The sequence below is a fragment of the Clostridium saccharobutylicum DSM 13864 genome (assembly GCF_000473995.1).
In the GTDB taxonomy this organism is placed as follows: Bacteria; Bacillota; Clostridia; order Clostridiales; family Clostridiaceae; genus Clostridium; species Clostridium saccharobutylicum.
Genome location: NC_022571.1, coordinates 4,084,526 through 4,101,637, shown reverse-complemented (window position 1 = coordinate 4,101,637; position 17,112 = coordinate 4,084,526). Strand labels below are relative to the sequence as shown.

Sequence of the window (17,112 nt, the reverse complement as noted above, 5' to 3'; positions counted from 1 at the left end):
GATGAAATTTTGTAAATAAAAGATTTAAGGTTTGGACTTTGGCTTAAAAACATAAGTTATATTATACAAATAACTCTAAGTTGTTTATCTAAATTTTGAAACAAAAAAGTTCTAAAGTGATTTTTTCAAAATTACTTTAGAACTTTATTTATGTTTCTAATTCATTGATATTGCAACTTTAGAAATATCATTTTCGAAGTTATCATCAGGTACCCATATATTATTTTTCTTAGTTAAATTAACTTCTACAGTTGTTGTGTCATCTTTTTCTGGACCAGCAGCAATTTCTTCACCAGCAATTTTAAGTGATTCTTGTATTATTTCATTTTCAGTCATTGACGGATTAGCAGTAACTTCTTCTGTTATTTTCTGCTGTTCATTTGCTACAAGTTTACTGAATTTAAAACAATTAATTTTTACATTAACTTTTGCAGTATCTTTGTCTGTTGATACAGGAGTTACTTCATAGTCTAATTTAGACATTCCAGTTGAAATATTATTTTCTAAATTAGTCTTAATTTCATCTGTTAATATATTGCTGTTAGCACTTGAAGTTTCGAATTCTCCCATTAATAAATCTTTTTCCTTATTCGCATGAGTGTTATAATCGTCTTCTGTCATTCCAATCTTGTCCATATTAGTCTTGTCATTTTTTAAAACAACGTCTAAATAAATCTTCGCAGTATCCTCTGGTGATGTTTTAGGCTTACCACATGAAATTAACATAGTTCCAGACATTACAGTTACCAATGCAACTGCTAAAATTTTTTTTGAATTTTTCATAATTACCTCCCCTATTTTCCCTTTAAAGTCCCTTAACATTTTATCTAACATTATAATCGATTTCAAATAGCTCAAAGTTATTCTATAGCAAGAATAATATGCTTTTCTCTAGATATCTTACAATTTTGCCTGCTTATGCTATATATTCCTATTGTTTGTATGAAAAGTATATGTTTTCTAACACCATTTGAGTTAATACTTAAATATTTTTATATTCTATTTGAATAAATTCTCACCTTAATGATCAATACTTTTGTATTTTTAATGCATCTAAATATTTTTTATATTTATTTCTTTATTATATTGAAATCCACAACAGTGATATTTATATGAAAATTTCGTATCCCAAATAGTTAAATATAATTTAATTATTTGAGAAAAGTGGTTTACAAATAATGGCTTTTGACGGTTAAAACTTATGTAAGATTCACAATTAGAAATTGTTATGTAATTTAAAAATAAGGGATTTAGAAATGTGATTTAAATGGAGGTGTTAATATGGATTACGAATATATAGAAGATTTAGTGTCAAAAGCAAAGACAAACGATGAATGCTCTAAAGAAAAATTAGCACAAGAATTTCGGCCGTTAATAATAAACATTTGCAAAAGAACATTTATTCATGGTTATGATAAAAATGATATTCAAAATGAATGTTATAAAACACTGTTTAAATGTTTATTAATGTATAACTTACAAAATCACAGATTTGTATCATATGCAACGAATGCAATTAAAAATAATATAAATGATTTAATTAGAAAATTTAAAAATAGAAGTTCTTTTGAGGGGCAAGAAGTACTTTGTCTTTCTGACAATCTAGAACAAAATTTAGTATCAAATGAAGAAAATTTAGAAGATATCCTTTGTAATAAATGCGATTATGAATCCTTAAAATTAGCACTTAGCATTTTAAATGATGAAGAAAAAGAACTCATTTATTTCATATTCTTAAAAAACAATTCAGCAGCCTCTTATTCTTCATTAAAGAACATTCCATATACAACAATAATAAGAAGAAAAAAAGCCTCTCTAGCAAAACTTAATAGATATATAGCAAAATGTTTATAGATATAAATAATTTTTAGTTTAGTAAATGTATATATTTTTATATATACAAGTCACATCTCCTAATTGGTTATCTATAAAATTTAAATATTTATGTATTGAAGAGATTAAATATTTAAACGCAATTATTTTTTAGAATTTCAATTATTTATCGTTGAAATGTAAAAAAAAGTCTTTAGAATATATATTTTTTAAATGTGATTATAACAAAGCTTTAAAATAATTATACGGGGTAATCCTTTGCAGTCATAGGGATGGAAGCATATTGTGGTGCATATGAGCAAAAGTAAGAGAAAACCGCAGTTATTTAAAGTTAATATCTTTTAATACAATTATCCAAGGAATTAGAGTGTTGAAAAATGTCGAAAACATGGTACCATAGAGGCATGGACACACTCACTAAATTAAAAAATATTAACAAGAATATGAGGTGTCAAATAAGCGAAACAAAGGAGAAAAACTAATGAAGAAAGCTTTTTTAAAAAAGATAGTGACAGCGGTTGTTGTTGCAGCAACAATGACTACTCTAACACCATTAGGAGTATCGGCAGCAAGTAATACTTCAACAAATAGCAACTATTATAACTTAATTTCCAACACAATATCAAAGGCAGGTTGGACATTCAACAATGGAACTTGGTCTTATGGCGATACAACAGGAAATGCAAAAACAGGATGGGTTAAGGATAATGGTAATTGGTATTACTTAGATAACAATGGAGCAATGCAAACAGGAGTTATTAATGTTAATGGTAAAACTTATTGTTTAAATAATTCTGGAGCAATGCAAACAGGTAAGGTTATAGTGAATAATGCAACATATAAGGTTTCCTCTAATGGACAAGTAATCGGAACTAACGCTCCAACACCTGATGTAATATTTGATTCAAATAACACTGCAGTAAAGGTTAACAATCAAACTTCTACAGTAACAAGTGGAAATAAAACAATTGATTCAAATAATCAAACAACTACTACTTCAGGAAGCAACAGTAATACGGCAACTACTACTTCAACAGGAAACGTAAACACTACAACTACGGCAAATACAACAAAAAACACAACAGGTACAAGCACTACATCAAACACAACAAGTACAAAAACAACTAATACAGGAACTACAAACAATGCAAATACAGATTCAACTTCAGTTGATGTACAAGGGTTACCACAATTACCTAAGACTTATTCTATAAGTGTACAAACTAGTGGTGAACAACAAATTCTTGATTTAATGAATCAAAAGAGAGTAGAAGCTGGTTTGAAACCATTAACATTGGACAACACTTTGATAAAAGTAGCAAGATATAAGAGTGACCATATGATCCAATATAATTACTTTAGTCACACAACTCCAGAGGGAACTAACTGGGCAGATTGGTTAAAAACATTAGGATATAGCTACACTACAAGTGGTGAAAATATAGCATATAACACTTCTGATGCAGTTGAGTTATTCAATCAATGGTGGAATTCTCCAGGTCATAAAGCAAACATGATGAATCCTTCATTTACTAAAGTTGGTATAGGTGTTGTTTATGGTAATGGCAAATATATGGGAACACAAGATTTTTCAAATTAGTAATAAAAAATATTTTAATTAATATATATATGTTGTAAAGAATAATTTACATCAAAAGATGTAACAGTAATTTAATTTTACTGAAAAATTAATACTGCAACATGTATTAAAGCAGTAACTAGCATTTAACAAAAAATTATTAAGAATGAAATCCAAGGTAGGTGCCTTGGATTTCATTTTTATATAGATAAACTTATAACTAAATATCTAACTCTGGAAGTTATTTTAAATAATTTATTTAAGCTTAAGGTTTATATTCAGCGAAAGGAAGACGAATTGTAATTCCAGTTGAATCAAATTTGTAATCAGTGTCTTCAAGAGCATATTTACCTAATGATAAATTAAGTCCAACTTTATAAAGAGCTTTAGCTGTAGCATTAGGATCTTGAATAGTGGTGCCAGTCATAAAGCCTTTTTTTATTAAGTCTATAGCTTCAGGTATTCCATCAGCCCCTACAATAGGAATAGTTTTTTCTTTATTACCATTGTTAAATCCATATTTTTGAAGAGCCTTAACTGCACCTATTGCCATAGCGTCGTTATTTGAAATTATAGCTTCAATTTTATCATTATATGTTAAAAACAAAGATTCAATAGCAGTTTTTGCAGTCTCCTCATCCCAACCACCATATGCTGTTTCAATTTTTTCTGTTTTTATTCCAGCATTATTAATTGCCGAAATGGAGTATTTTGTTCTAATATCAGCAGCTACATTATTATTCCTTCCACGTAACATAATATATTGCAATATATTATCATTATTTTTATCTATAGATGCTTTATTATGATTCCATTCATTAACAATAATTTGTCCTTGTAAATTACCACACTGCTCATTATCTGATGATATAAAAATGGCTTTATTATTAAGTTTAACAAGATTTAGTAAAGATTCAGTAGGATCGCCCAAGATTATTAATGGAATATTTCTTTTAGTTATCCTTGTAATAATATCACTTATCGAGTCTGATCTTATATCTGCAAAATTTATTATTAAAGCATCAAAACGTTGTTTGAGCACATTATCTATATCTTGATTTTGTATAAGCTGATTTCCTTTTGCATCAAAAAAAGTGAAATTGACTTCACTATTATGTTCCTTTTGAATATTTTCAAGATTTTGTTTAACAAGATTAATCCACTTGTCATTCAAATCATATAAAAATACAGCTATATTAACTGGAGTTTTTGTATTAGAATTTGGAACTTCTGCATATATGCTAGTTTGAGTGACATTTATTAATTGACCAGTGAATAGTATTGTAATAACAATAAATATTAATGTTTTTATTATTTTTTTCATTTGTAATCCTCCATGTATCATCTCTAGAATAATATTAGTATATAATTGTATAATTTTTGATATTATTTCTTGTAGTATCTTTTTACATAATACTAAAAAACTATTAATGACTAGATTTATATTGTGTTTTAATAAATAAAATTATTCTAATACATTTTAAATTTTAATAATTAAAGAAATGTATGTAAATTATCATTATTAGCGATAAAATTAATAGGAATTTTAAGAGAACAGAAGACAAGTTATGTAATGTTATATATAATTGTTGCTATAATCGGCAATTACGATAAATGCGAGTTTATGTTAATCATCAATACCGATAAAATATAACTATAGAAATGTTAATAATGGAAAAGAGATTTACAGATATTCGTATTATGAACTTTTGGTGAATATGAAATTCTATAAAACTCTTAACTATATTTTGGAGGTATAGATGATTACAAAGTTATTAGAAAAAGCTAAAATGTTTCAAAAAAACCAGAAAAACTTTAATGAAATTCTATATTATTTTAATTCAACAATTAAATATATAGGATATAAACTAAAATATCCAGAAGCCGAAAGTGATCTTATAATTTACTTGCATCAGCTATTAAGAAGATTAAATTTAAACAGATTTAAAGAAGATAAGGATTTATTAGCATTTATTAATAAGTGCTTAAAAAACAGATCAATAACATTATTTTATAATAATGCAAAGGAAAAAGAACGTATTAATCTTATATCTGAAACAGAAGTATTAGATTCGATGAATTATGAAGAAAAAAATGATGAGTACTCAGATGTTTTTTTCATGGATTTAATTTCATCATTAAATCCAAAACAAAAGCAGATCACATTCTGTAAATATTATTTACAATTATCAGATATAGAAATTGCTAAGATGTTTAAAATGTCAAGGCAAGGTGTTAATCAAGCTAAAAGATTAGCTCTAAAAAAATTAAAGGTAGAATTATTATCATAAGCTTAATGTTTAGGCGGCTATGAGAATAAAAAAATAGTTACTAATTTTTATGGCAAAGGAGATAATGCTATGGATGAATTAATAAAGATGGGTGCAACCCAAGGAATTTGGGCAATGCTTAGCTGTCTACTTATAGTATATATATTAAAAGCTCAGGAAACTAGAGATTTAAAACAGGAAGAAAGAGAAAAGAACTACCAGGAAATAATAAAAGAACTTACAGAAAGGCTCAACACATTAGATTTAATAAATTCAACTATAAACGAAATGAAAAATAAGATTAATTAAATTTAAATAAATATCTGGAGCTTAGAGTTATGTAGTGAATAACCGAAATTCCATACATTTTTGTTCCACAGGACTATGAAATTTTCACTGAAAGTTTCTAAGTACAAGAGACTGTGCCCATTTTTGGATGCTCCTAATCTAAAAGCTAACAGAGAAAGTTCGAATAACGAAATATAAAATTTTCATTCTCACTTTTAAGACAAGCAAGAAAATGGTACAACCTTATACTAAGAACCTTCACAGTTTAATTTCAATGATTGCTTTTACAAAAATGTATGCAATTTCTAGTATGGAAACACATTTTAATTATAAGTCTGATTCTTAAAGTGGATATATATTAAAAACATAGACGTTATTTATAAATTTCATATCTACATAAGGTATAAATCTAATTAGTAGTTTGTCTATAGGATGATGTGCTGTAAACTATTTTATATTTTGAAATACGGAAAATTAAATACGTAATATATTTATAGGGATAAAGGGGAAAGTTTTGGTTAAACACATCATCACTATAGACAACTTATTTTGATTGCTAAATATAATATAACAATTGGAATTTAAAATAGAAACAGCAGGGGGGATTAGTGTACTGCCATATCTATTTTAATTTAAATTATATCCATTTATATTATTAACAATATTCATACAATTATACAATTTAAATTTTATTTGGATTATTTTTCAAAAGTAAAATAAGATAGAGAATAGAACAGACATATTTTTAATCATTATATGTCTTTTTATAGATGATATAGGTATATTGTGAGATGTATTACATATGATAAAACTGAAAGGTGGTTGCAACATGAAGAAACTTACAATTTTAATTTTATTTTTCTTATGTTTTTCATTTAATATAACTATGATGTCTCCCTTAGCAGCAGGTAATATTTATAAAGAAGGCTTTTATAAAATATCGGACTTAAACATACAACCTAATAAAGTTTATGACATTCAAAATGTTTCAGGTACAAGTGATGTTTATGTTCTTGTTTTTGATAAAAACCAAAATTTATATCAGTCTATAAGAATGCCCGCTAATTCACCAAAATATAAATTATTATCATTGGAACCAGATTATAGAATAATAATAGTTGGCAATGGAGAAGTATTTATTTCTTAAAGAATCAAAAGAGCTAATGTATATGAAATGATATAGCTACAGTATTTGATAATTATAATAAATTGAAAGGTAGTGGTAAGATGAAGAAATCTACTGCAATATTTTTAACTGTTTTATTTTTGTCTGTTGGCATGATTAAAATGAGCCCGTTAGCACAAGCTAACAATTTAAAAGAAGGCTTTTACAAAATGAACGATTTAAACCTAGAGCCTAATAAAGAATACGATATTCAAAATCTTTCTCCTAGTTCTGCTGTATATATTCTTGTTTTTGATAAAAACAATGTTGTCCAACAATCTTTACGCTTACAAGTTAAATCTGGAAAGTATAAGCTATCACCTCTTCCAGAAAATTATACAATTGCAATAGTTGGAGATGGAGATGTTTCTATTTCTTAAAATTGAAAGTGGATGTTTTAAAATACAAAATTAATCACAAACAAAGAAATTGGATACATATTTGTATCCAATTTCGATTATTTACCACATAATTTTAATTCATAGTTTGAATATCTATACTATAAATTTCTAGTATAATCTCCGTACATAAACATGTCGAATTCTTCTCTACGTCTATTTAAAAGACCTTGTATAACTTGTCCGTTACCATGGCACCAAGCTTCAAAGTTTGCTTTTAATGATGTATCTCTAACTCCAGCACAAATTCTTTTATAAAGTGTTGAGCTAAATAGTGCGCCAGTTCCACAGTTGTATGCAAAACTGCATAAAGCATCAAATTGTTGTTGAGTTAAAGAAACGCCCTTAGAATCCAAATTTCTCTTTATTTGTGCAGCCATAGAATTTATTTCTTCCATAAGAGCTTGGGTAGCTTCTGCAACTGTAACAGATGATCTATTCATTATCCAGCCATGTGTACTTCCGTATCCAATGGTTCTTACACCAACACTATCATAATATGGTGTTGCGCTAAATCCTTCGTAGCTTTTAACGAATTCAACTAAAGCACTTGATACAGTACCATTAGTTGGTGTACCAGGATTAGGAACAGGTGTTGGAGTAGGAGTTACAGAACCTCTTAAAGCTGCCCATGTAGCAGGACCAACCATACCATCAGCGCTAAGATTATGTGCACTTTGGAAACTTACTACTGCATTGTAAGTGCCAGGACCTGCAACGCCATCAACCCCTACGGAATATCCTTTATTATTTAATGCTTGTTGAACTTGAGTAATGTCAGTTTTTAATCTTCCCCATGTACCATCACCAACAATACCATCAGCAGATAATCCTTTTAAATTTTGATATTTAACAACAGCATTATAAGTGCCAGCTCCGAATTGACCATCAATAGATCCAGGATTGCAACACATAATTTTTAATCCGTATTGTAAATAAGTAACATAAGAACCACTTGAACCTTTTTGTAATAACATAAAAACATCTCTCCTCTAAAATTAATTAGGCATATTGGCTTATTATTTTTTGAATATGCCTTGCATATTTATTTTTGTAAAAAGATAATAACTAATTGTTAATAGTTAGAAGGGAATCTTTTGAGTTTTTTAATAAGCAAATTTATTAAAATGTAAAAAATAATGATCATTAAATGTAGAATTCTAATTAGAAATTATATATATTTAAGTTTTTTGCTTTTTTAATTTCCCTTGTGTCTTTTTACACTATATAAAACAAGTTTAAAGGTGAATTTGTAAACATACTTTTAAAAAAAATTTTTTTTTTAGTTTTTTTCTTGGGCAATTTTTTCCTAGCATAAGGAAAAATGCGAATTAGATAAATTCATAAATAATAATTTGAAGTTATGAAAATAATAAAGATAAAATATTATTTAGGGGTTTAATATGAAGAAAACATTATATGAATACAAAGATAAAATAATTAAATTACCAATAAAAGACAAGTATGATAAAGATGAAATTTTAACAAATGATTTTCTTATAGAGAGGGAAAAGAATATAGAAATATATTATTCGCCTCACAATGAATATATAAATACAAAGGCTAAGATATTTATTGTAGGAATAACTCCTGGGTTTCAGCAGATGAGTACAGCTATTTCTGCTGCACGAAAGGAATTGGAAAATTCTAATGATATTGAAGAAGTTCAATACAAATGTAAGGAAGCTGCACGCTTTAGTGGTAGTCTTAGAAAGAATTTAATTAGTATGTTGGATGAAATCGAGATTAATAAATATTTAGATATAGATAGTTGCAACGAATTGTTTGGAAAAAAGGATTATTTATTACATACTGTATCACTTATACCATATGCTGTTTTTGTAGAAGGCAAAAATTATTCAGGCCATAGTCCTAAACTCATTAAGAGTGAATTCTTAATGAAGTATGTTTATGAAAATTTTATTGATGAACTGAAAGTGTTAGATAATGCTCGTAGCATTCTGATTATACCTTTAGGGAAATGTGTAGAAGAGGTATTATATAAATTAGAGGAGCATGGAATTATTAATGAAAATCAAATTCTTAAAGGATTTCCACATCCTTCTGGGGCTAATGTGAATATGAGATCTCAGTTTGAAAAGAATAAAGAAATGATGATTCAACATCAAAAAATATTGAAATATTAAATAAAATAAAAAAATAAATTAAAATACTTACATAAAATAGTAAGATTGTATTTTGACTATAATATTTGTTATCGATATCAATATCTATAAAATATACAGTAAGAGAACTTATCTAATGAGGAAAAGTTCTTTTTTTATATGTAAAGTTTAGTATTATCAATAAGAACTATAAAGTGATTTACTTAAATAGCAATTTGCGTAATACAGCTAAATATCTAGAATTATGCATATAAACATTGTTATTTAACAACATACAAAAAATATTATAAATAGAAAAATTTTAACTTAATAACAAAATTTAATATTTGTTAAAAGAATTTAAATCAATATTTTTTACAAAGTAGTTTGATTGACAATATTCTACAATGGAAATATAATTATACCTATACAACAAAGTATTGTTAAAAAAATAGCAAAAAATAATTAAAAGGGAGAGATAATTATGAGATTAAAAAGCAAGTTCATTGGTATTTTCACAAGTTTTGCCATAATTCCTATAATTATAGCAGGTATTGTAATAAGCTGCGTTGTTCAAAATTCTAATAAAAATGAGGCTTATGTAAGATTGAAAGAAGAACTTTCTGTAGCGCAAAACTCTATGGAAGGAAATATTGAGATGTTGAAAAATATTGCGCTAGATAGTCAAAATGATGAATTGCTTACTAACTATTTAAATAACAGTAGTTCAGCAGAGTTAAAGGGAAATGTATCTGATGAGTATAAAAGTGTTATGGATAGGTATGGATTATTTTCTAATATAATTATTCATAGCATCGATGAAAAACCTTTAACTGATGCAAAGAAAAGTGGCATTGAAGACAAGCCATATGATGTTCCAGACTATATGGACAAGGCAAAGCAAACAAAACAATTGGTGATATCAGGTGTTAGAAAAAGTAGAACTACTGGTGAACCGATTTTGGCAATATGCAATCCAATTTTAAGTAGTGACAAGCAGATACTAGGATATATAATATATTCGATAAATTTATCGAAGTTATCCGAAAAATATATAACTAACATTAAAATGGGGTCATCTGGATATATGTATGCCATGGATTATGACGGTACAATGATAATGCACCCAAACAAAGATGAAATTTTTCAAAAGAACATTTTAAAAACTGATATTGGTGAAGAAATTTTAAAGAATAAAACAGGAATTGGTGAGTATAAGTACAATGGCGTAAGAAAAATAGTGGCATATAATGAAGATAAAGATATGGGATTAATATATGTAGCTAATATTCCAATTGATGAGTTTATGGGGACTTCGAAAACGGTTGTAAATATAGTGTTAATTATGGGAGTGATTTCTGCAATTGTTGCAGTTGTTCTTTCTGTATTAATAGCTAAAAGTTTAACAAATCGAATTAATAATGTTGTTGTAGCTATGGAAAGCTTGGCAAAAGGTGATTTTACAAATAAATTAAATGTTAAATATAAAGATGAAATAGGTATAATGGTCGATAAAATAAATGAAACGATGGATCAATTAAGATTTTCTGTAATTGGAGTTCAAGAGAATAGTTCAAATGTTGATAATATGTCAACTATTCTTGCAAGTACATCAAAAGAAATGACTGTGGCTGCAAGTGAAGTAGCTTCAGCTGTTGAAGAAATAGCAAATGGTGCTGTAAATCAAACTCGTGAATTACTTGATGTAACTAAGCATTTAGATATATTTAATTCTGATTTAGATGATATTTATAATAAAATATCTAACGTAAATATAAGCAGTAAAGGTGCTGAAGATAAGGCGACATCTGGAAAAGAATATATTGAATCATTGACAGAATCAATAACTAAGGTAAAAGAAGCGGCTATATTAGTTAATAATAAGATTAACGGTCTTGGTGTTACTGTTAGTGAAATAGGTAAAATAACAGATTCTATTAATGAAATTTCTGAACAAACTAATCTTTTAGCATTAAATGCTGCTATTGAAGCAGCTAGAGCTGGTGAACAAGGTAAGGGATTTGCTGTAGTAGCAGAAGAGGTAGGAAAATTAGCAGAAGAATCTAGCAGAGCGTCTAGTGAAATAATGAATTTAATAAATTTAGTAAGTCAAGAAACAGGAGAAGTAATTGAAACTTCTAATCAAATGAATGGACTCATGATAAATCAAGGAAATATAATTAATAAAACTATTCAGTCATTTGATAATATATTAGAGTCTGTAAAAAATATTACTCCAATGGTAGATGAAACTTATAGTTCTGTGAAAAATGCAATTGAAGCAAAAAATGTAGTAGTTGATAAGATTGAAGGGATAGCTTCTGTTGCAGAGGAAACTTCAGCATCAACTGAAGAGATATCAGCTTCAGCAGAGGAAATGCTTTCTTCTACAGAGGAAGTTTCACAAATAGCTTTAAAATTAGATGAAGCTGTAAATGATTTAGTAAGTAAAGTTGAAGGATTTAAAGTACAATAAGATAGATTAAGAAAAATAATAAGTTCATCTGTGAAGATTATTTTCATAATGACATTTTCGAATTGTTATTTTTTTTCGGGTTTCTAATACATAAATAAATACAGTGGATAGTTTTGCTTTTATACAAAACTATCCACTGTTTTATTTTATTAGATACTAAGATTATATTTTATAGGTAAGGTCATTTATTTTTTAGTGCTTATTTACTAGAAGAGAGTTTAATATGTTCTTTATTGAAATATTTCACAACATATACATATATCGTAATAGTGTTGTCTATCTGATAATCAATTGTATCCATTATCTACTCTCAAAGTTATTTGTTTAACAGAAGCACTTGAATGATAAAGACTATTTAGTATTTATGATAAAGTTATCAAAGAATGAAGTTAGGAAAAGCAATGATACATAGTTAGATATCGAATATAGAAATTTTGATAAAATATTTTTTGAAAAGTATAATGTAATGCTAAAATATTCCGACAATAAGCTTGAATTCAAAAATAATTAGTCTATTATTGGCGAAAATAGAATTATTTTAAAAAAGGTAATTTGAAATTTATCAAATTTGATAATAATTATTAACTACAGTAATCGTTTTGATAATTAATTTTTATTAGGGAGGGCATTATGAGAAGCATAAAAGCAAAGTTAATAGTATTTTTTGGAGTATTAATAGGGGGGATATGTATGGGATTGAGTATAATTTCATATATAAACTCATCGAATGCATTAAACTCCAATTTGGGAAAGACACTTCCTAAAGTTGCGGAGCAAACTGCAAATAATATTCAAGGAAGGCTTGAAGGTAAACTAACTTACTTAGAGGCTGTTGCAGCAAGGGAAGATATAAAGGACATCAACAATTCATGGGAAAATAAAAAAGTAATTCTTTTAGATGAAGTTAAAAGAAATGGAAGCATTAGAATGAATATTGCTGATAAAAATGGAGATGCAAAAACTAGTGATGGAAAAACTCTTAATGTTAAGGATAGAGAATATTTTCAAAAGGCATTAAGTGGTCAGAGTAATGTATCAGATCCAGTTATAACTAAGACGGATAACTCAGTATCTATTTTATATGCGGTTCCAATTAAAAATAATGATGAAATTGTAGGTGTATTGATCGAAACACAAGATGGTAATGAACTAAGTGGATTAACAGATCAAGTTAAATTTGGACAAACAGGCAGTGGATTTATGATAAAAGAAGATGGAGTAGTAATAGCAAATCCAAATAGGGATTTGGTTATTCAAATGTACAATCCAATTGAGGAATCGCAAAAAGATTCTAATTTACAGGGATTGGCAAGTATTGAGAAAAAAATGATATCTGGAGACACGGGGATTGGTGAATATCAATATAAAGGAGTAGATAAATTTGTAGCTTATGCTCCAGTACAAGGAACTGATTGGTCTGTAGGAGTTTCTGTAGCAAACAATGAAATATTATCAGAATTAAGCAGCTTAAAAATTTCTACTTTATTATCATCTATAGTATTTATATTGATTGGACTTGGTGTAATTTACATAATAGCTAATTATTTATCTAAGGGAATAAAGTCAACTTCAAAGCATTTAGAATTATTAGCAGAAGGTAATTTATGTGAAGAAATTTCTTCTAAGTATTTGCAATCAAAAGATGAAATTGGTGTTATGACTAGTGCAATGAAAATAATGCAAGAATCTTTAAGAGAAATGATTGAGAGAATTAAAGAAAGTTCTTCAAGTATTAATGGACAATCAGAAAACTTATCATCTATTTCAGAAGAGATAGCAAGTGCATCACAAAATGTTACAGCAGCAATAACAGAAGTTGCAGAAGGAACAGGAAATCAATCTGAGCAGTTAATACAGGTAACAGAAATTCTGAATGAATTTAGTCATAAGCTATCTGGAATGGTTAGAGAAATACAAGTTGTGGATTCTAATTCGAGACAAATAAGTTCAATGGCTAATGATAGTAGTAATGAAATGAATGTATTAAATACATCAGTAGCTAATGTGTCAAATTCGTTTAAAGATTTTTATAACAAAATTAGTGTACTTGGAAAAGATATAAACGAAATAAATGAGATTACTAATTTAATAAATAGTATTGCAGAACAAACAAATTTATTAGCATTAAATGCAGCTATTGAAGCAGCTAGAGCAGGAGAAGCTGGAAAGGGATTTTCAGTGGTTGCTGAAGAAATAAGACATCTTGCTGAACAATCAAAAGATTCATCAGAAAGTATTAGTAAATTAATAAATGAAATATCTAAAAATGCTGATACTATAGTTGAAGAATCAGTTATGATGGATGATGAAATGAAAAGTCAGGCTAAAATTATAGATAATTCAATATCATCTTTCAAAAAAATTATAGATGCAGTTGATGATGTAATTCCTAAGATTGAGACAGTTAAAAGTTCTGCGGAAAATATCGAAAATGATAAGAATATTATATTAGATAGAATAGATGGACTATCTTCAGTTGCAGTTGAGGTATCAGCATCAGCGGAAGAAATTTCAGCATCATCAGAGGAAATGAATGCATCAACAGAAGAAGTAGCATCATCTGCACAAATACTTACTAATATGACTAATGAAATGTTAGAGGAAGTAAATAAATTTAAAATTAAGTAATTAAATTAAAAAATAGAGTCTAAAGTTGAAGACTCTATTTTTTTATTATATTCTAGTTTATTATATATTTTGAATAATAAGAATGGTTTGCTTTTTGTAGAAATATTTACTTATTTATGAAAAAAGTATAATGTGCTTTAAAAATGTTTCAATAATATTTTTAGCAAAAGAACGTATTTGTCTATTATTGACGGAAAACTTGCAATTTAAGATGAAATATGATTATATTTCTTAGAATTGTATTATTTATTTAATTCAAAAATTGCTATGAACGATGATAATCGTTTTAGGCATTTAATTTTTGCTAGGGGGAAATAATGAAAAGTATAAAAACAAAATTAATAGCACATCTAGGATTGTTAATGGGAATTGTATGTATTGGCTTAAGTGTAATTTCATATGTAAATGCATCAAACGAACTAAAATCTAATATAGGAAAAACTTTACCTGCACTTGCAGAACAAACTGCAAGCAACATTCAAGGAAGAATTGAAGGAAAATTAAGTTGTTTAGAGGCTGTTGCAGCAAGAGATGATATAAAAGATCCTAATGTTCCAATTGAAAAGAAAATATCAATTCTTTTAGATGAAGTTAAAAGAAATGGCAGTATCAGAATGAGTGTTATAGATAAGGATGGAAATCTTACAAATTCAGATGGAACTACTGCTAATGTTAAAGAAAGACCATATTTTAAAAATGCATTAAGTGGTAAAAGTAATGTATCTGATCCACTTGTGAATAAAACAGATAATTCAGTAGTTGTTGTATACGCAGTTCCTATTAAAAACAATAATGAAATTGTAGGAGTATTAATTGAAACACGTGATGGTAATAAACTTAGTGAGTTAACTGACCAAGCTAAAATTGGACAAACAGGTACAGGGTTCATGATAAATAAACAAGGAACAACTGTTGCTAATAAGAATAGAGATTTAGTTTTACAAATGAATAATATGATTGAGGAAGCAAAAAAAGATTCAAAACTTCAATCTTTATCTGATATAGAAAGTAAAATGATTACTGGACAACAAGGAATAGGTGAATATAAATATTCAGGAGCAGATAAATTTGTTGGTTATGCTCCTGTAAATGGAACAGATTGGTTTGTAGGAATTATAGTGGACGAAAATGAAATATTATCAGAATTAAGCAGTTTGGAAATTTCTACTTCATTATCATCTATAATATTTATATTGATTGGCCTTGCTACAATATATATAATTGCAAATAAGTTATCAAAGTCATTAAAGTCAACTTCGTCACATTTAGCATTATTAGCAGAAGGTAATTTATGCAAAGAAGTTTCCAAAGAGCATTTGAAGTTAAATGATGAAGTTGGAGAGATGACTAATTCAATGAAAGTAATGCAGGAATCATTAGGAAGAATGATTAAAAAAATAAAAGAAAGTTCTTCAAATATTAATGATCAGTCAGAAAATTTATCATCTATTTCAGAAGAGATAGCAAGTGCATCACAAAATGTTACAGAAGCAATATCAGAAGTTGCAGAGGGAACAGGCAATCAATCTGAGCAATTAATACAAATTACAGAAATTCTAAGCGAATTTAGTGACAAATTATCTGACATGGTTAAAGAAATACAAGTTGTGGATTCTAATTCTAGAGAAATAGGATCAATGGCAAGTGATAGCAGTAATGAAATGAATGAATTAAATATTTCGGTAACAAATATTGGTAAGTCATTTAAAGAGTTTTATAATAAAATTATTACACTTGGAAAAGACATAAATGAAATAAATGAGATTACGAATTTAATAAACAGCATTTCAGAGCAAACAAACTTATTGGCATTAAATGCAGCCATTGAAGCAGCTAGAGCTGGAGAATCAGGAAAAGGATTTTCAGTAGTTGCTGAGGAAATAAGAAATCTTGCTGAACAATCAAAAGACTCATCAGAAAGTATTAGTAAATTAATAAGTGAAATATCTGGAAATGCTGATGAAATAGTTCAAGAATCAGTTATGATGGATGATGAAATGAGAAATCAAGCTAAAATTATAGAAAATTCAATATTATCTTTCAAGAAAATTATAGGTGCAGTGGATGAAGTAATTCCTAAAATTGAAACAGTTAAAACTTCTGCTGAGAACATAGAAAATCATAAAAATACTATTTTAAATAGAATAGATGGATTATCTTCAGTTTCAGCTGAGGTATCAGCATCATCGGAAGAGATTTCAGCATCATCAGAGGAAGTGAATGCATCAACAGAAGAAGTGGCATCATCTGCGCAAGTACTTAATAATATGACTAATGAAATGTTAGAGGAAGTAAATAAATTTATAGTTTAAAATTTAAGAATTGAAATATAGATATTCAAATCAAGTCTTAAACTTATGTAGTAGATAA

At 27.6% G+C, this 17,112-nt stretch carries 13 protein-coding genes; 10 read left to right on the top strand and 3 right to left on the bottom strand.

Translation table 11 applies throughout. The features are described from left to right. Positions 1-156 precede the first annotated feature (156 nt). Complete coding sequence (locus CLSA_RS17975; protein WP_041716341.1) at positions 157-783, bottom strand: DUF5105 domain-containing protein; 627 nt, start codon at positions 781-783, stop codon at positions 157-159. 498 nt (positions 784-1,281) lie between these two features. Here CLSA_RS17975 and CLSA_RS17970 point away from each other — a divergent pair, with 498 nt between their 5' ends. Then, positions 1,282-1,854, top strand: coding sequence for a sigma-70 family RNA polymerase sigma factor (locus CLSA_RS17970; protein ID WP_022748534.1), 573 nt, complete (start codon positions 1,282-1,284; stop codon positions 1,852-1,854). 460 nt (positions 1,855-2,314) lie between these two features. Then, positions 2,315-3,433: a CAP domain-containing protein gene (locus tag CLSA_RS17965; RefSeq protein WP_022748526.1), complete on the top strand. Its 1,119-nt coding sequence runs from the start codon at positions 2,315-2,317 to the stop codon at positions 3,431-3,433. A 244-nt stretch (positions 3,434-3,677) separates the two neighbouring features. Here the strand turns inward: CLSA_RS17965 and CLSA_RS17960 are convergent, their stop codons facing one another. Next, a complete protein-coding gene (locus CLSA_RS17960) occupies positions 3,678-4,736 on the bottom strand; it encodes a galactose ABC transporter substrate-binding protein (RefSeq protein ID WP_022748523.1) in 1,059 nt (352 codons plus the stop codon). 436 nt (positions 4,737-5,172) lie between these two features. Here CLSA_RS17960 and CLSA_RS17955 point away from each other — a divergent pair, with 436 nt between their 5' ends. The 4 genes from CLSA_RS17955 to CLSA_RS17940 all read left to right on the top strand — a co-directional run bounded on the left by CLSA_RS17955 (position 5,173) and on the right by CLSA_RS17940 (position 7,515). Next, the gene (locus CLSA_RS17955) at positions 5,173-5,703 is read left to right on the top strand and encodes a sigma-70 family RNA polymerase sigma factor (protein WP_022748519.1); all 531 of its coding nucleotides are present in this window, start codon (positions 5,173-5,175) and stop codon (positions 5,701-5,703) included. 69 nt (positions 5,704-5,772) lie between these two features. Continuing rightward, complete coding sequence (locus tag CLSA_RS17950) at positions 5,773-5,991, top strand: BhlA/UviB family holin-like peptide (RefSeq protein WP_022748515.1); 219 nt, start codon at positions 5,773-5,775, stop codon at positions 5,989-5,991. Positions 5,992-6,799: 808 nt separating this feature from the next. Then, entirely contained in the window at positions 6,800-7,117 is a 318-nt protein-coding gene (locus tag CLSA_RS17945; RefSeq protein WP_022748511.1) for a hypothetical protein, read from the top strand. 80 nt (positions 7,118-7,197) lie between these two features. Next, complete coding sequence (locus tag CLSA_RS17940; RefSeq protein WP_022748507.1) at positions 7,198-7,515, top strand: hypothetical protein; 318 nt, start codon at positions 7,198-7,200, stop codon at positions 7,513-7,515. A 119-nt stretch (positions 7,516-7,634) separates the two neighbouring features. On the opposite strand, the gene CLSA_RS23210 is transcribed toward CLSA_RS17940, so the two are convergent. After that, on the bottom strand, positions 7,635-8,510 hold the full coding sequence (locus CLSA_RS23210; RefSeq protein ID WP_022748504.1) for a glycoside hydrolase family protein: 876 nt from the start codon (positions 8,508-8,510) through the stop codon (positions 7,635-7,637). 426 nt (positions 8,511-8,936) lie between these two features. Here CLSA_RS23210 and CLSA_RS17925 point away from each other — a divergent pair, with 426 nt between their 5' ends. The 4 genes from CLSA_RS17925 to CLSA_RS17910 all read left to right on the top strand — a co-directional run bounded on the left by CLSA_RS17925 (position 8,937) and on the right by CLSA_RS17910 (position 17,054). After that, positions 8,937-9,680 (top strand): hypothetical protein, encoded by a 744-nt coding sequence (locus CLSA_RS17925; protein WP_022748500.1) that lies wholly within the window; start codon positions 8,937-8,939, stop codon positions 9,678-9,680. 442 nt (positions 9,681-10,122) lie between these two features. Beyond that, positions 10,123-12,114 carry a methyl-accepting chemotaxis protein gene (locus CLSA_RS17920; RefSeq protein WP_022748498.1) on the top strand — a complete coding sequence of 664 codons (1,992 nt, stop codon included), beginning with the start codon at positions 10,123-10,125 and terminating at the stop codon, positions 12,112-12,114. A 630-nt stretch (positions 12,115-12,744) separates the two neighbouring features. After that, a complete protein-coding gene (locus CLSA_RS17915) occupies positions 12,745-14,742 on the top strand; it encodes a methyl-accepting chemotaxis protein (protein ID WP_022748496.1) in 1,998 nt (665 codons plus the stop codon). A gap of 317 nt (positions 14,743-15,059) precedes the next feature. Further along, complete coding sequence (locus CLSA_RS17910) at positions 15,060-17,054, top strand: methyl-accepting chemotaxis protein (protein WP_022748492.1); 1,995 nt, start codon at positions 15,060-15,062, stop codon at positions 17,052-17,054. Positions 17,055-17,112: the final 58 nt, after the last annotated feature.